Consider the following 16524-nt stretch of genomic DNA (forward strand, 5'->3'; position numbering starts at 1 on the left):
TTTTTATGATGAAATCGCCGTTGATTCTTGCTGTGGATCATCCTTCACAAACAGGATGCCAAGCTGATGATGCTCCCCTTCGTAAGAAGCACGTTTCTCAAACCTTGTCTGACCATTCAAGCCAATGATCTCAAGCTTTGTCAGAGCACGATTGGTTTGAAGGGCTTCGTAAAATTCCGAAACGGTTTTGACTTCAATTCCATTCACCTTTGTAATGACTTCTCCGATCTCAAGCTTTAAATCAGCTGCAGGTGTATTCGGAATGATTCCCAGCACCATTAGCCCTTGATTACGCTTAGAGAAGTAGAATGGAGCCGCATTGTCGTTGACTCTCTGTTTCCATGAAAGGAAAGCTCTTCCGGCAATCGCTATTAATACAGCTGCCCATGCAATCGGCGTAAACCAAATACTTGCAGCACCTAGTAAAGCAACAGCGAGTCCAAGTATGAGAATACGCCGTGCCGTAATTTGAATGCTCACAATTGGCAGCGATCCTTGAATCCGCTGCCCGAAACCGATGATGTATGGAATCAAAATAAATGAAAAGCTTTGATCGTGTACTTGAAGCACCGGCCACCATGGCAGAGAAGAAGTAAATTCACCTGCCGGCATCAGCAAAACAAGCGGTAAAAGCCACAGACGGTTTGCCCGCTGCTGGCCAATCAAAAGTCCTCTCGCACTCATCACCATTGCAGGCGATGTTCGTAAATGCGCCGTTCGATAGGCTAGAATCCCCTCGGTCATTAATAAAAGACCTAGCAGAATAACAACGGCTGATGCATTCATCATTGAGAGCTGCGGCAGCCATGAATGACTCACTTGGAAATACATGAGTCCTAGTGCCGCAATAAAACTGAAACCGAGTGTGTATGCAGACGAAAGCGCACTCGCCTTAAAGAATAAAGAGCAAACGATGGTCATCGCTGCAATCAGCACGATGAATCCAGGTGGGAGGGCAATCCCTAAGCCTACTGAAATGACGGATAGGCAAATTCCTAGAATCCATCCTTTTGAATATGTAAATTTAAGTTCATCGTATACATCTTCTATTCTTGTTTGAAACGCTTTTCTCTCCCGCTTTACGCGGATGTAGCCATGTAACAGGCTGATTAATATCATGAAATAAAAAAGAGGGTGGATTAAAAACAGACCGACCGCTTTTAATCCAGCTCCCATCCACTCCGAGCTCATTATCGTTCACCGCCCAAGTCAAGCATTTTCTCTTATTCTATCAAATAAATCGATGCTTGACACCAGGTTTATTTCTCCTGATTCATCCAAAGTGTGACATTCGACAGTGAAAAATCTTTTAAGTAGTGATTGACATCTACATCTAGTATGCCGCCGAGCAGCTGCATCGACCTCTTGATGTCGGTTAAGTTTATACCAAGTCTCTTATGATTATCCATTAAATAATTGAAGTATATCTCAGCACAGTCTTCATCGATTTCGTCGACTGATTCTACCGTTGTGTAATTGACCAAGTACCTGCTTAACAGCATGAGCAGACTTAATGCCTTTGTAGCGGAAAACGTCACATCTTTCGAACGACTCTTAAGCTCCTCTACCAACTCGTAATATTTTTTCTCTCTCACAATACTTGCCCTTTTCAATTGTGTACCCCCATTTACTAGTTCTTTTAAGAAAAGCGCAAACCTCGGTACAGCTTAATGCTCAAGCTGAATATCCGCAAAAAATAAAATATTTAAAATGAGTGCTACTTTATATTGTAAGAATTATTTATGTAACATACAACTTTCAAAAGTTTCATTTTCATGACATGTTTAAATCAACAGAAAGTCTCTTATATAAATAAGTTATCGGGTAAAATCGAAGGAATGTTATGTTTTTTGTAAAATAAATGAATATATTTCTCGATATAATTTATTTTTAAGAATAAACTATTACATGTTTGTGACACTTATGAACCAAAAAAAAGAGGCATTTATTCGCCTCTTTATTTTTTAAGATATAGTGCTTTTAGTGCAGTCTGCAGTTGAAGATCATTTTTTTCATAGGATTTCACTTCATCCACCATTTTGTTCATCATTTTCGCTGTCTTCAGATCAATTACACCTGATTTATCGAGATTGTATGTGCTTTGGAAGGCTAATACCGCCTTTTTCGTTTCTTCATCAAAGTAGCCGTCTACTCTGCCGGGGTCGAATGACAATCCCTTTAATAGCGTCTGTGCTTGTCTCACTTCTTCATTGTTCATATCAAGCTGAAGTGGTTCTTTCAGCTGAAGCGGTCCTACAGTAAAGTAATCTGGCTGATGAATCGCAATCGTTGGTACGACACCTTTTTTGTGAATCCAATTCCCTTTTGGCGTGAGCCATTTATACAACGTTAATTTAATGTTACTGCCGTCACCCATTGGAACCGCCTGCTGCACAGTGCCTTTACCAAAGGAGACATCACCGACGACTTCATATTTTCCGGCTTCTTTCATAGCACCAGCAAGTATTTCAGAAGCGGATGCACTGCCTTTATCAATTAAAACATTAACTGGGTAAGGCTTCTGTTCTTTCCGCTTTGAAAAATAGCGTTTCCTGTCGCCGTTCCGTTCTGCAATTTGAATATAAGGCTGATCCTTTGTAATAAAGTGTTTCAAAATGTCTTCTACACTTTGCAGATAGCCGCCAGGGTTTCCTCTTACATCAAGCACAAGACCTTCTATGCCCTTTTTCTCGAGCTGTTTCAGGCTTGATGTGAAATCCTTCGCAGTATCTTCTGAAAAGCTTGAGATCGCGATATAACCTGTTTTATGACCATTCACCTCTTTCATAGAGGAAGTCACGGTTTCAAGTGGGATTTCTTCTCGTTTGATATGGAATGTTAACTCTTTTCCAATCCCATTTCGTCTGATTTTCAGAGCGACGGATGTTCCTTTTTTCCCTCTTATTTTCAGTACAGCATCGTTTAAGCTTTTTTCTTTCATCGACTCACCATCAATGCTGATGATTTCATCTTTCGGCTTTAGACCTGCTTTTGCTGCAGGGGATTTTTTAAAGGCAGAGACGATAATGATTTTTCCTTCATCCATCCCCACTTCTGCCCCAATTCCCTCAAAAGAAGAATCAAGCGAATCAGAAAATTGCTTGGCGGTTTGCTTGTCCATGTATACTGAATACGGATCATTTAAAGTTGAAAGCATTCCTTGAATGGCGCCTTCAAGCAGCTTTTGGCGATCCACTTCCTCTACATATTCATTCGAAATAAGGTCATAGGCTTTCTCAATTTTCTCCATCCCATTCTCTTTCGCCTTATCACTTGATTGAGCTTGTCCAGCCATTGCAGCAGCTGCTTGCGGTGACTCTGCATGAGTTCCCTCTTTATGCGTCATCACCCCTGCACTGATTAATAGAACGACACTTGCCATAATAGATGCGATTTGTTTTTTCATATTTGGCCTCCTTCTTCAACTCTTCCTGATGACCTGAGTTATTATATGCCAGAAGAAGGGATTTCATGTAAAGACATTCTGTCGCGAAGGCTTGACTAATTATTTTATTAGGTGTAATTTTTATTTTGTTATGATCGAGAAGGAGTCTTCGCTATGTATATTATATTGACGATGCTATTATTAGGAATTTTATTAGGATTTGTAGGTGCAGGCGGTGCTGGTTTTGTTATCGCATTGCTTACGTTAATTTTTGATATCCCTATCCATACCGCACTTGGGACATCTTTAGCCGCAATGGCATTTACGACGTTATCAGGTGCATACAGCCATTACCGGGAAGGGAATATTCAGCTGAAATCTGGTTTGATCGTCGGAGCTTTGGCTTGTTTTGCTTCCTTTGCAGGAGCTAAGATTGCTCCTTTTATCCCAGAAGGAAATCTGCACTATTTAACAGCTGGCATGCTCTTTTTATCCGCTGTGTTTATGATGATCAAATTATTTGTTCTGAAGGAAGAAGCTGAGCATCAGCCGCTTTCTTCACATCAACTGCTCATAAGGGGTATTATTTTAGGAATTGTATCCGGATTGCTGTCAGGTATGTTTGGTATCGGGTCCGCACCATTTATCCAAGTAGGACTTTTGATTTTACTGAGACTTTCCATTCGACAGGCAGTTGGCACGACAATGCTTGTCATTATTCCGATTTCCATCGGTGGTGGAATTGGATATATTACAGAGGGCTATGTTGATTTTATCTTGCTCATTCAAATTTTAATCGGAACAGTATTAGGCGCATATATTGGCGCAAAATTCACACGCCTTGCACCGAAGCTTTTATTGAAATCGGCTGTACTGTTAACACCTATTATTGCCGGTTTACTGCTGTTATTTTAATTTTATTTAGAATAAGAAAAGCCGATAACGTGATGTTATCGGCTTTTTGATTAGCGAATATATTGCGCTGGATTGACTGCATTTGATTTTGCGCCATTCCATAATCCTTTATGAATTTCAAAATGGAGATGCTGACCATGTGACTGGCCTGTATTCCCCATATATCCAAGGAATTGTCCTTGCTCGACTCTCTGCCCTGTGGACACACTTCTTGTAGATAGGTGAGCATATACCGTTTGATAGGTCTGTCCATTGATATTATGCGTAATGAATATTACATTCCCGTAGCTCGATGAGTAGCTTGAGTTCGTGACTGTTCCAGATGCAGCTGCGACGACAGATACTGTGCCTTTTGCTGCAATATCTAATCCAAAGTGGTTTCCGCCAGAACGTCCGCCAAAGCCAGATGAGAATCGGCCAGCAGCTGGTTTAACAAAGCCTGAGCTGCTTGCTGGTGTATCAGATACTTGATCTGAACCGCCACTTTGAGGTGTAGGTGCACTTTTTTCAGCAGCTGCTTGTTTCGCTTTCTTTGCTTCTTCCTTTTGGCGGCGTGCTTCCTCAGACTTCACAGCCGCTTTTTGGTTCGCTAAAATTTCTTGTTCATTTTCAAGTTTGCCTAATTCATCATGAGTATGATTCTTTTTATCTGTTACATTCCCTAAGATTTTCTCTTTTTCTTTTTGCTGTTTAGACAAATCCTTTTTCAACTCTTCTAGCTCTTTCAGAGATGTTTCAAGTCCACTTAGCTGATTATTTAGCTCTGCTTCTTTTTGCTCCACCAGCTTTAAATCATTTTCATGTTCTGTAATCATGTCTTTGTCTGCTTCGACAATGGTTGTGACAGCCCCAACACGACCGACAAAATCACTAAAGCTGCGAGCACCCAGCAGCACATCTAAATAGTTGATCGTACCGCCGCTTTTTTGCATCGAACGAATTCGATCTTTGAATATAGCTTTTCTTTTTTCAATTCGATCATTGATGACTTGAATGTCTTTTTTTAGTTTCTTGATCTCTTGCTTCGTTTGTTTGACTTCTTTTTCTTTTTCAGCGACTTTTTCAGTTGCAGCACTTACCTTGTGGTCAATCTTTTCAATTTCTTTTTTGAGCTTGGATTCTTTCTTTTCAAGCTTAGCCAGCTCTGATTTCTTTTTCTTCAAAGTTGATTCAGTCTTTGATGTTTTCTCTTCGATTTGTTGACGTTTTTGATCTAGGTCTTCATATGCGAATGCACGATTCTCGTTCCCTGGAATGTATAGCCACGTTGTTCCAATAAACGCTGCCATTCCAGCCATCATCAGCTTTCTTTTCAAAACGATATTCCCCTCCTATGACAACTGCCTGCATGAAGAGTCGACCGGATGAATCGGTTCAACCGGTCACATCTTCTAGCAAATTCTCGAGTGCTGCCATCAAAAATAGATTTATACTTTTAAGAATTTACGAATGGATGTCAAGCTGCCCCATACACCAATGATTGCACCGATCAATAGAAGGACCAGTGAAACTTGAAAGACAAATGGGTTATATGGAAGCATGGAAATAAATGAGCCTTGTACTCTTGGTGCCACCCAGCCCACTGCATATTGATATGTGCCAAGCAATAGAGCGATTGGTATAATGGAACCAAATACACCAAGCAGTAATCCTTCAATGAAGAATGGCCAGCGGATAAACCAGTTCGTTGCACCTACGAGTTTCATAATCTCGATTTCTTTACGTCTAGCAAAAATCGTAATTTTGATCGTATTAGAGATCAAGAACATAGCTGTAAATAAAAGCCCAATGATGAGCGCAATCCCTACATTTCGCGCCACTCCAACCACATTAAAGAGTCGGCTGACTTCTTCTTTTCCGTAGGTTACTTTATACGTACCTTTTAGGTTTTCTAATTTCTTCGCTACTTTTGGTGTATCGTGTGGATCTGATGTTTTCACAATAAACGCATCGTTTAATGGGTTTTCTTGATCAACAAGTCCCATGGATTGTCCATTTTCACCAAAGCTTTTAATCAGCGCTTTTAGTTCGTCATCTTTAGATGAGTACTTGACATCACTAATTTCAGGAATCTTCTCAATTTCTGCTTTTAATTCATCCTGCTGCTTTTGATTCGCCGTTAATTCGATTAACACTTTTACTTCTACTTCTTTTTCAGCATTCGATGCCATGTTGTTCAAGTTGAGCATAATCACAAGAAAAACCCCAACTAAAATCAATGTGACAGTGACCGCACTAATTGATGCAAATGTCATCCACGTGTTTCTTCCAAGTGAACGGAAGCTCTCACGTAAATGCCGCGAGAGAGTTTTAATCATAAATGCCGTACTCCCCTCTTGCTTCGTCACGCACAATCATTCCATCTTCGATTGCGATGACGCGTTTCTTCATGCTGTTTACAATTTCTTTGTTGTGTGTCGCCATGACGACTGTTGTTCCGCGGTTATTAATCTCTTCGAGTGTCTTCATGATTTCCAAAGATGTATCTGGATCAAGGTTTCCTGTCGGCTCATCTGCAATGACAACCTCAGGACTATTCACGATTGAACGAGCGATAGATACACGCTGCTGTTCACCGCCAGACAGCTGGTCAGGAAATTGTCGTGCTTTGTGCTTGAGCTGTACCAAATCAAGTACATCCAGCACTTTTTTCTTAATGATATGAGGCTGTTCCCCAATGACTTCAAGAGCAAATGCCACGTTCTCAAACACCGTGAGGGTTGGAAGTAGTTTGAAATCTTGGAACACTACGCCAATTTCTCTTCTTACGTAAGGAATTTCTTTTTCCTTAATTGAGGCTAAATCTCTGCTATTAATTAAGATTTTCCCTTTGGTTGGCTTCTCTTCACGATACATCATTTTGATGAAAGTGGATTTACCAGCACCACTGGGACCAACAACATACACAAACTCTCCTGGGTGGATAGAGACATTGATTCCATTGATCGCCTTTACACCGTTAGGATAGATCTTGTAGACTTCCTTCATTTCAATCATGTAATCACCTAATCTTTTCTTATTGCTGACTAACAGCTTATCATGATGTTTTGACACTTATCGTCAAAAAACGTTATGTATGGTCACGCACATACCCTTCGATACGTACAAGCAATTTATGTCCTTTTCATCCAAAAAGATGAAAAAAATGAATCGTCTAAATTTCAACAACTCCAATTATACGTCATGAATCGACGCAATGGTATTACATTTATATTTCAAAACTTATCGTTAAAAGGTAAAAACAACGTTTAAAACCGAAAAGTGTGTCTTTTTACCCTTATTTTTTAAATAAAATTTAATATAATGCGTTTTCATACTATTCAAAAGTCTTTTTCTACATATAAAAACAAAAAAACCTTGTCGATTAGACAAAGGTTTTATTTTTTCTCTGCAAGCCATTTTGCTACTTCTTTTGCTTGCTTCTCATCTACCATTCCGCTTGGCATAGAGCCTTTACCATTCTGTGCAATATCTGCAATTTGGCTTTCATTATATTTCTTCCCTACTTCTTTCAGGCTTGGTCCGCCTCCGCCAGATAGGTCTTTCCCATGACAGCCAATACAGTTTTGCTGATAAATTTCCTCACCACTGCTCACAGTTGAAGCACTTTTGCTGCCTTCTTTGTCACTGTCACTGCTGCTTGAATTACCTCCACAAGCCGCAAGAACAAGAAGCATCACTACAAACAGCATCATTAATCCGCTCTTTTGCATCAATTTCCCTCCCTTACAATCATTTGGTCAACGCTATTATATCCTTGTTTACGCCCTTTTAAAACCCTCACCAAGCACCTCTTTTGCATCCATTACGATGACAAATGCTGATGCATCGATTGCTTTCACCACTTGTTTCAACTTTGTGAATTGTGACTGTCCAACGACACACATTAGAATTGGACGGTCATGGTCGGTATATCCTCCGACTGCTGAGATTTTTGTGACACCACGGTCAATTTGATCAAATACTGCCTGTCTGACTTCATCCTCATGCCCTGTAATGATCATCGCCATTTTCGAATGACTGAAGCCGGCCTGTACGACATCAATCGTTTTACTTGAAATAAACACACCAATGACAGCGTACAGTCCCTCTTCAATCCCGAAAACAGTCATCGCAGCCAGTACAATTAGGCCATCCATCATCGCTAAACAGGTGCCAAGCGTGAGGCCTGTATATTTATTGATGATTTTGGCAGCGAGCGCCGTTCCACCTGTTGATCCATTTCCAAGGAACACGAGCCCTATACCGATCCCAATCACCACTCCGCCAAAAATGGCTGCTAAGAGCGCTTCATGTGTCACAGGTGCAATATGTCTTGTGACAAACACCATCAAAGGTAAGAAAATAGAGCCAACGAGCGTTTTCACGCCAAATGTACCGCCTAATAAATAAAAGCCAGCGATAAACAGCGGAATGTTGAGCCCCCACTGCACATATGCCGCTTCAAAGCCGAATGACTGCATAATCGTACTAATCCCGCTCACACCACCTGCGGCAATCTGATTCGGTAATAATAACGTATTAAATCCAATCGCCACAATGGCTGATCCGATTAAAATGAACAAGTAATTTTTTGCTTCAATCCATAATTGTGAATGTCCCTGCTTCATGTCTGTCTTCCTCCGTTACTTCTGAATGCACACCTATTTTAAGCCCTCCTATTACGAATGTAAATAACAGCCAAATGCAGTGCTAATGGATTAATACTTTATCACACAAACGGATCAGCGTGCTTGCCGTTTGGCATAGGAGCAAATGATGGTATATTTAATATGTACAAGAGAAAGAAGGGACATGCGATGAAGAAAATACTGAAGATCATAGGCATTACATTACTTGCACTGATCATTTTGGCTTTTGGTGCTTTCTATACATGGAGCCGCTTTACATACGGACCATCTGCCGCATTAAAAAAGCAAGTGAACATCGAGCAAGTGGAACATAAAAACGACATCTATACATTTGCATCAACAAAAAGCGATACGGGCATCATTCTCTATCCAGGAGCAAAGGTAGAACCACTTTCATACGCCTATATCGGGAATGAATTGATGAAAAAAGGCTACTCTGTCTTTATCCCTGACATGCCATTTTCGTTTGCGATTTTTCATACAAATAAAGCACAAGATATCATGAAAGATCATCAAACGATCAAACATTGGTATATTGGCGGTCATTCACTAGGCGGAACAGCCGCCGCTATGTTTGCAGAAAAAAATCAGCGCAAGCTCGACGGTCTTTTTTTCCTTGCGTCTTATCCAGCATCAGATGAGCTGAAATCATCGTCCTTGAACGTCCTCTCTATATCAGGTGAAAAGGATGGACTTGCGACACAAGAGAAAATCAAGCAATCGAAAACAAATTTGCCGTCTCAAACCGTTTATCATGAAATAAAAGGCGGGAACCATGCTCAGTTTGGCCTGTATGGTAAACAAAAAGGTGATCAGCCAGCGGACATTCCAGCCCTCACACAGCAAAAGGATATCATTCAGACGGTGCTTAGATGGCTAAAACCAGCAAAAAAACTCCCGTAATGGAAGGTTCAGCGTGTAGACAAACCCTCGCATTCGTTGTCAGTCCTGCGCGCTGGTGCTCACAAATGTCAAATTCGCCCCGTGCCAGTGCTCGTCCTTCCTAGACTTCAAAGGTTTTCTATCACGCCAAAAGAAGACAAAGGGCTAAAATAAAGATCATTTTAGCCCTTTGTCAACAATCTAAAGCTTCCGTAATGGGAGCTTTTTATTTTCACTTTTTCGTCGCTTCTAAAAACTCTTCAGCATCTGCTACAGCGAGGCTAATGGCTTCCTCCCAAAAGTCTTTTTGGGTAAGGTCGACACCTAAGTGCTTATAGGCCAAATCTTCTACTGTCATTGAAGCTGTATCCTTTAGTAATGCAATGTACTTTTCTTCAAACGAAGTACCAGCCTGCAAGGCCTTTGCATAAATTCCTAGTGAGAACATGTAGCCGAATGTGTACGGGAAATTATAAAACGGTACACCCGTGATATGGAAATGCAGCTTAGACGCCCAGAAATGCGGATGGTATTCATCTAGTGAGTCGCCAAAGGCTTCTTTCTGCGCTTCTACCATCAGCTCATTCAACCGGTCCGCCGGCACTTCTCCTTGTTTACGCTCTTCATAAAAGCGCTGTTCAAATAAGAAACGAGATTGAATGTTCATGAAAAAAGCTACACTTCGCTGCAGCTTATCCTCTAACAAGCTGAGGCGCTCCTCTTCATTTGCCGCTTCTTTTAATGAAGCATCAGCCACAATCATTTCTGCGAATGTCGACGCCGTTTCAGCTACATTCATCGCATATTTGCGATTAAGAATGCGAACATCCTGCATCACTTCCTGATGGAACGAGTGACCAAGCTCATGCGCGAGTGTCGCCACATTGGATGGACTGCCTGAGAAGGTCATAAAAATGCGTGACTCTCCGCTGTCAGGGAAATTTGTACAAAAACCGCCTACTCGTTTGTTCGGGCGATCCTCAGCTTCTACCCAGCGCTCATTAAAGGCCTTTTCTGTAAAAGCAGCAAGCTCTTCTCCAAATCCAGCGAAATGCTTCACAATAAAAGCAGCTGCTTCCTGATACGGATAGATCTTGGTCTCACTGCCAATAGGAGCCCCAACATCAAACCAGCTTAGCTTATCCACTCCAAGCATGTCAGCCTTTCGATGTAAATAATCAATGAATGGCTGCTTATGTTCATCAATCACAGACCACATGGCATCAAGGGTTTCTTGTTTCATCCGGCAAATATCAAGCGGCTCTTTTAAGATATGATCCCAGCCTCTTGCTTCATATACTTGCAAACGAAAACCTGCCAGATGATTGAGCGTACTTGCAAATAGATGTTCGTCCTGCGTCCATGCATGCTCTAGGTTATGATAAACAGCCTTTCTGACTTCACGGTCTGAATCATCCATCGCATTTTCCGCTTGGCCAACAGAGATCATCTGCGTTTCACCATGTTGTTCAAACGGAATCGTAATCTTATTCACTAAGCTAGAATAAAGCTCATCCCACGCATGGTAGCCATCAACGGCTAGCTTTTGAATCAATGTTTCTTGTTCAACAGGCAATTGATCCTTCACGCGCTCTCTGCGTTCATTTAATATGTAGCGAACATCTGAAAAGGTCTCTGAATTCATGAGATCCTCCCATTTTTCAGGAGAGATGGCAGCAAGCGCCTGATCAAACAGCGCAAGAATGGTACCTAAATCAGCTTCCAGTTTAGCAATCGTACCTCGAAGACTGCCAGCCTTCATATCCTTTGTATTTTGAGATTGAAGACAGGAAACAAATGAACCTGCTTGAGACAGTTTTTTATATGTGGTTTCATACGTGTCAAGGACAGACGTTAACCTATTTTCAATGTGTGTATCTTCTTTTGAAAAGGCATCGACCTTTTGTCGTAATTCATCTAATAGCTGCTGAATGTGTTGCAAGTATGTTTTAAATTCTGGTGAAGAGCTGCCTCCTTTAAAAAAGGCATCTAAATCCCACGTCTCTTGTAATGTTGTTAATCCCAAAATATTTCCCCCTTTATTTGCTAATTTCATCATACAAAGGATATAGAGTCAGTATGGCGTATGTATTCCTTTATATTCATTATATTTTCTCACAATAAAAAAAACCCGGCAAGAAGCCGAGTTTTTATGATAATTTCGAACGTAAGTAAGCATCGATAAATGAATCTAAATCTCCATCCATGACCGCTTGAACATTTCCCATCTCCGTATTGGTTCGATGGTCTTTCACAAGAGAATACGGATGGAATACATAAGAGCGAATTTGGCTTCCCCAGCCAATTTCTTTCTGCTCTCCTCTGATTTCATCCAATTCAGCCTGCTGTTCTTCGATCCGTCTTTGATAAAGTTTCGATTTCAGCATTTTCATCGCACGATCTCTGTTTTTGATTTGTGATCTTTCTGTTTGGCATGTCACCACGACATTGGTTGGAATATGTGTGATACGAACGGCAGAGTCAGTCGTATTGACGTGCTGTCCACCTGCGCCGCTTGCACGATACGTATCTACTTTGATATCTTCTGTTCGAATATCAATATCGATTTCTTCATTGAACTCAGGCATGACATCACAGGAAACGAACGATGTATGGCGACGGCCAGATGAATCAAAAGGAGAAATACGAACCAAACGATGGACGCCTTTTTCTGCTTTTAAGTACCCGTATGCGTTATGCCCTTTGATGAGCAGTGTCACAGACTTAATTCCTGCTTCATCACCAGGAAGATAATCAAGCGTTTCAACCTTAAAGCCTCTGCGCTCTGCCCAGCGAGTATACATTCTCAGAAGCATAGAACCCCAGTCCTGTGATTCAGTACCGCCTGCGCCTGGGTGAAGCTCGAGGATGGCATTGTTTTTATCATATGGTTCACTTAAGAGAAGCTGCAGTTCAAACTCGTTAAATTGCTTAGTTAAGTTCTTCAGCTCTTTCTCAAGCTCTACATGAAGCTCCTCGTCATAATCTTCCTTTAATAGGTCATGTGTCATTTGCAGCTCTTCATGAGATTCACTGAGCTCATGGTATGAATTCACATTATCCTTTAGTGCATTGGCTTCATTGATGATGCCTTGTGCCTTTTGCTGATCATTCCAAAAATCAGCCTCTGACATGGTCGCTTCGAGTTCTGCAATTTTGGCTTCTTTTGTTTCGAGGTCAAAGAGACCCCCTAAAATCAGCTAGCCTGCTAGCCATATTTTCAAGCTCTTGTCTAATTTCTACTAATTCCATATCCTTCACCTCATAGATGTATGGGGGCTAACATGAATAGAAAGAGGTTTTCACCTCTTTCCATTACTTATTCTGTCTTCCCATGACAATTTTTATATTTCTTGCCGCTTCCGCAGTGACATGGTGAGTTTCGACCAATGTCTACGACTTTACGTACCGGCTTCTTTTTCACTGTCTTCTCCTCATCACCCTCTTGAGGCTGATGAGCTGTTGTTTGACCTTGAACGACTTCTTCACGTTCTAAGTTGTTTTGGATTTCTGATTTCAAGACATATTTGGCCACATCATCTTCGATTGAAGCGACCATATGCTCAAACATCGCAAATCCTTCCATTTGATACTCACGAAGCGGATTTGTTTGTGCATACGCACGTAAATGAATCCCTTGACGCAGTTGATCCATTGCATCGATATGATCCATCCACTTTGAATCCACCGCACGAAGAACGATGACTTTTTCAAATTCTCGCATTTGTTCATCGCCATATGTTTCTTCTTTTGCATCGTATTTTTCTTTAATACGATCCATAATGAAGGAGGTGATTTCATCTGCTTCTTTACCATAAATATCCTTGACCGAAATGGCTCCTTCATCTAAATAGTTCGTGTTGATTAATTCAACAAGCCCATCTAGTTTCCATTCTTCAGGAAGCTCTTCTTTCGGCGTATAAGAACCAACAGCGCGCTCAATTGAAGACTGAATCATATTGATCACAATCGATTTTAAGTTATCAGAATCAATGACTTCAAAGCGCTGTTTGTAAATCACTTCACGCTGCTGACGAAGCACATCGTCATATTGCAGAAGCTGTTTACGGGAATCAAAGTTGTTCCCCTCAACGCGTTTTTGAGATGATTCAACGGCTTTAGACACCATTTTACTTTGGATAGGCGTAGTGTCATCCATGCCAAAGCGGTCAAGCATTGCCATCGTGCGCTCTGCACCAAATCGTCGCATCAATTCATCTTCCATTGAGAGATAGAATTGGGTAATCCCTGGGTCTCCTTGACGACCAGAACGTCCGCGCAGCTGGTTATCAATACGTCGTGATTCATGACGCTCTGTCCCAATTACAGCTAGACCGCCAAGCTCTTTGACGCCTTCGCCAAGCTTGATGTCCGTACCACGTCCTGCCATGTTGGTCGCAATGGTGACGGCACCCTTTTGACCAGCCTCTTCAATAATTTGTGCCTCACGCTCATGGTTTTTCGCATTTAACACTTGATGAGGAATCCCTTTATTTTTAAGCATCTTAGAAATAAGCTCAGACGTCTCAACCGCTACTGTTCCGACAAGCACTGGCTGCCCGGTCATATAGCGCTGTGCAACATCTTCAGCCACTGCTTTAAATTTACCTTCCATTGTGCGGTAAATTAAATCAGGTCTGTCATCACGAACCACTGGTTGATTGGTCGGGATTGTCACAACCTGCATGTTGTAAATGTTACGGAATTCTTCTTCTTCCGTTTTCGCTGTACCCGTCATACCAGAAAGCTTTTCATACATACGGAAGTAGTTCTGGAACGTAATCGTTGCAAGGGTCATACTTTCGTTCTGCACTTCGAGACCTTCTTTTGCCTCAATGGCTTGATGCAGACCTTCACTATAACGGCGTCCTTTCATTAGACGTCCTGTGAACGAGTCAACAATAACGACTTGACCTTCTTCAACGACATAATCCACATCTTTTTGCATCGCAACATGTGCCTTTAGCGCCTGGGCGATGTGATGGTTCAGTGCGACATGTTTAACATCAAATAAGTTCTCGATGCCGAATGCTTTTTCTGCCTTCGTCATTCCGCTTTCTGTCAGCTGTACACTTTTTGTTTTAATATCGTATGTGAAATCATCTTCTATTTTTAATGTACGAACAAATGCATTCGCTTGTACGTAAAGCTTTGTAGATTTCGCAGCTTGTCCAGAAATAATAAGAGGTGTTCTCGCTTCATCAACTAAGATGGAGTCAACCTCATCAATCACGGCATAATGAAGCGGTCTTTGAACCATTTGCTCTTTGTAAAGCACCATGTTATCTCGTAAATAGTCAAAGCCAAGTTCATTGTTTGTTGAATACGTAATATCAGCAGCATATGCTTCTCTTTTTTCATCTTTGTCTAAGCTGTTTAAGTTTAAGCCAACCGTTAAGCCAAGAAACTCAAAAATCTTGCCCATTTCCTCTGCATCACGGCTTGCCAAATATTCGTTGACTGTCACAATGTGGACGCCTTTTCCAGAAAGAGCATTTAAATAAACAGGCATTGTTGAAGTCAACGTTTTACCTTCACCTGTTTTCATCTCAGAGATGTTGCCTTCATGAAGCGCGATCCCCCCCATGAGCTGCACCTTAAATGGGAACATTCCTGTCACGCGGCGTGATGCCTCGCGAACCGTTGCAAATGCTTCAACCAACAGGTCATCCACGGATTGTCCCTTTTCAAGTTTTTCTTTAAATTCGTTCGTTTTATTTCGTAAAGCCTCGTCAGATAATTTCTCAAAATCTTGAGCAAGAGCTTCAATTTCATTTGCTTTTTTTTCATATTTGCTGATCGTACGTTTCGTAGGATCAAACACTTTGTTTAAGATTCCAAGCATATAATAACGCTCCTCTATTTCATGCAATTTTTCGGCATGTCCAAAAGATTGACAGGTCCATATTTACCTGCATTTATCATACCATACCTTCCTTCATTTCCAAAGAATTTGCAATGATTTCGCACAAAAAACCCGCCCCTCATGGAGGGAACGGGTTTACTTTTTTTAGGTTGTTTTTAGATCAGATTAAGCGTTCGGCTCAATCAGTCCATATTTTCCATCATTTCGGCGATAGACTACATTGGTCAAATTTGTCTCAGCATTTGTGAAGACGAAGAAACTATGACCTAACATGTTCATTTGAAGGATGGCCTCTTCGCTATCCATCGGTTTTAAATTGAAACGTTTTTGTCTGACGATTTCTGTTTCATCAATTTCTTCGTCATCTTGAACAGCTACATCAGCCGTCCCATTTCCTCCAGCAAATAAGTGCTTTTTGGCACCTTGCTCTCGGAATTTACGGTTTACTTTTGTTTTGTGTTTTCGAATTTGACGTTCTAATTTACTGGCTGCTAGGTCTACTGCATTGTACATATCTTCATTATGCACCTCAGCTCGAAGTGCTAGATCAGTCATTGGAATGGTAACCTCAACTTTAGATTCTTGATCATTGTAAAACTTCAAGTTCACGTTGACTGAAGCATCTACGTCTGTCTCAAAATAACGCTCCAGCTTTCCAATTTTTTTCTCGACATGATCTCTTAGTGCAGGTGTTACGTCGATGTTTTCTCCTCTGACATTGTAATTCATGTAAAGAACGCCTCCTTTAAAATTAAGGATATGTAAACCTATTTCTACTTTTCCCTCCTTTTCTCCTGCTCAAACGTAAAAAAAATGTGAATTTTTATTGAAATTTGTCGAATTTT

Annotated in this window: 14 protein-coding genes; 2 read left to right on the forward strand and 12 right to left on the reverse strand. The window is 41.1% G+C overall.

The window, feature by feature from the left end; translation table 11 throughout:
- Positions 1-3: 3 nt before the first annotated feature.
- From MKY18_RS16060 to MKY18_RS16070, 3 genes are all read right to left on the reverse strand, one after another.
- On the reverse strand, positions 4-1191 hold the full coding sequence (locus MKY18_RS16060) for a PDZ domain-containing protein (protein ID WP_065097943.1): 1188 nt from the start codon (positions 1189-1191) through the stop codon (positions 4-6).
- Positions 1192-1259: 68 nt separating this feature from the next.
- Positions 1260-1613 (reverse strand): swarming motility protein SwrAA, encoded by a 354-nt coding sequence (locus MKY18_RS16065; RefSeq protein ID WP_003212923.1) that lies wholly within the window; start codon positions 1611-1613, stop codon positions 1260-1262.
- A 344-nt stretch (positions 1614-1957) separates the two neighbouring features.
- Positions 1958-3406, reverse strand: a complete 1449-nt coding sequence (locus MKY18_RS16070) for a S41 family peptidase (protein ID WP_106067773.1) — start codon at positions 3404-3406, stop codon at positions 1958-1960.
- Between the two features lie 153 nt (positions 3407-3559).
- Between MKY18_RS16070 and MKY18_RS16075 the strand changes: the two genes are divergently transcribed.
- Complete coding sequence (locus MKY18_RS16075; protein ID WP_185107793.1) at positions 3560-4300, forward strand: sulfite exporter TauE/SafE family protein; 741 nt, start codon at positions 3560-3562, stop codon at positions 4298-4300.
- A gap of 50 nt (positions 4301-4350) precedes the next feature.
- On the opposite strand, the gene MKY18_RS16080 is transcribed toward MKY18_RS16075, so the two are convergent.
- The 5 genes from MKY18_RS16080 to MKY18_RS16100 all read right to left on the reverse strand — a co-directional run bounded on the left by MKY18_RS16080 (position 4351) and on the right by MKY18_RS16100 (position 8910).
- Complete coding sequence (locus tag MKY18_RS16080) at positions 4351-5616, reverse strand: M23 family metallopeptidase (protein ID WP_185107791.1); 1266 nt, start codon at positions 5614-5616, stop codon at positions 4351-4353.
- A 111-nt stretch (positions 5617-5727) separates the two neighbouring features.
- A complete protein-coding gene (gene ftsX, locus MKY18_RS16085; RefSeq protein ID WP_044139350.1) occupies positions 5728-6618 on the reverse strand; it encodes a permease-like cell division protein FtsX in 891 nt (296 codons plus the stop codon).
- Complete coding sequence (gene ftsE / locus MKY18_RS16090) at positions 6611-7297, reverse strand: cell division ATP-binding protein FtsE (RefSeq protein WP_034660129.1); 687 nt, start codon at positions 7295-7297, stop codon at positions 6611-6613. The genes ftsX and ftsE overlap by 8 nt, the downstream gene beginning before the upstream one ends.
- A gap of 380 nt (positions 7298-7677) precedes the next feature.
- Positions 7678-8013 carry a cytochrome c551 gene (gene cccB, locus MKY18_RS16095; RefSeq protein WP_185107789.1) on the reverse strand — a complete coding sequence of 112 codons (336 nt, stop codon included), beginning with the start codon at positions 8011-8013 and terminating at the stop codon, positions 7678-7680.
- A gap of 48 nt (positions 8014-8061) precedes the next feature.
- On the reverse strand, positions 8062-8910 hold the full coding sequence (locus MKY18_RS16100) for a YitT family protein (protein ID WP_003212797.1): 849 nt from the start codon (positions 8908-8910) through the stop codon (positions 8062-8064).
- A gap of 189 nt (positions 8911-9099) precedes the next feature.
- Here MKY18_RS16100 and MKY18_RS16105 point away from each other — a divergent pair, with 189 nt between their 5' ends.
- A complete protein-coding gene (locus tag MKY18_RS16105; protein WP_342487498.1) occupies positions 9100-9834 on the forward strand; it encodes an alpha/beta family hydrolase in 735 nt (244 codons plus the stop codon).
- Positions 9835-10045: 211 nt separating this feature from the next.
- Here the strand turns inward: MKY18_RS16105 and MKY18_RS16110 are convergent, their stop codons facing one another.
- The 4 genes from MKY18_RS16110 to raiA form a co-directional block, all read right to left on the reverse strand.
- On the reverse strand, positions 10046-11839 hold the full coding sequence (locus tag MKY18_RS16110; protein ID WP_185107784.1) for a M3 family oligoendopeptidase: 1794 nt from the start codon (positions 11837-11839) through the stop codon (positions 10046-10048).
- Positions 11840-11963: 124 nt separating this feature from the next.
- Positions 11964-13065, reverse strand: a protein-coding gene (gene prfB, locus MKY18_RS16115; protein WP_106067051.1) for a peptide chain release factor 2 whose coding sequence is annotated in 2 segments (ribosomal slippage) — positions 11964-12992 and positions 12994-13065 — 1101 coding nt in all. Because the reading frame shifts where the segments join, the coding sequence is not laid out codon by codon here.
- Positions 13066-13132: 67 nt separating this feature from the next.
- Positions 13133-15658 (reverse strand): preprotein translocase subunit SecA, encoded by a 2526-nt coding sequence (gene secA / locus MKY18_RS16120; protein WP_065097934.1) that lies wholly within the window; start codon positions 15656-15658, stop codon positions 13133-13135.
- Between the two features lie 186 nt (positions 15659-15844).
- Positions 15845-16408 carry a ribosome-associated translation inhibitor RaiA gene (gene raiA / locus MKY18_RS16125; RefSeq protein WP_003213481.1) on the reverse strand — a complete coding sequence of 188 codons (564 nt, stop codon included), beginning with the start codon at positions 16406-16408 and terminating at the stop codon, positions 15845-15847.
- Positions 16409-16524 lie beyond the last annotated feature (116 nt).

Origin of the sequence: Bacillus sp. FSL R7-0672, assembly GCF_038601465.1 — a bacterium.
Lineage (GTDB): Bacteria > Bacillota > Bacilli > Bacillales > Bacillaceae > Bacillus > Bacillus pumilus.

Bases quoted from the DNA above. Each gene is read 5' to 3' on its own strand.
- MKY18_RS16060 (WP_065097943.1), bottom strand. From the start codon at position 1,191: ATGAGCTCGGAGTGGATGGGAGCTGGATTAAAAGCGGTCGGTCTGTTT.
- MKY18_RS16070 (WP_106067773.1), bottom strand. From the start codon at position 3,406: ATGAAAAAACAAATCGCATCTATTATGGCAAGTGTCGTTCTATTAATC.
- MKY18_RS16075 (WP_185107793.1), top strand. From the start codon at position 3,560: ATGTATATTATATTGACGATGCTATTATTAGGAATTTTATTAGGATTT.
- ftsX (WP_044139350.1), bottom strand. From the start codon at position 6,618: ATGATTAAAACTCTCTCGCGGCATTTACGTGAGAGCTTCCGTTCACTT.
- ftsE (WP_034660129.1), bottom strand. From the start codon at position 7,297: ATGATTGAAATGAAGGAAGTCTACAAGATCTATCCTAACGGTGTAAAG.
- cccB (WP_185107789.1), bottom strand. From the start codon at position 8,013: ATGCAAAAGAGCGGATTAATGATGCTGTTTGTAGTGATGCTTCTTGTT.
- MKY18_RS16100 (WP_003212797.1), bottom strand. From the start codon at position 8,910: ATGAAGCAGGGACATTCACAATTATGGATTGAAGCAAAAAATTACTTG.
- MKY18_RS16105 (WP_342487498.1), top strand. From the start codon at position 9,100: ATGAAGAAAATACTGAAGATCATAGGCATTACATTACTTGCACTGATC.
- secA (WP_065097934.1), bottom strand. From the start codon at position 15,658: ATGCTTGGAATCTTAAACAAAGTGTTTGATCCTACGAAACGTACGATC.
- raiA (WP_003213481.1), bottom strand. From the start codon at position 16,408: ATGAATTACAATGTCAGAGGAGAAAACATCGACGTAACACCTGCACTA.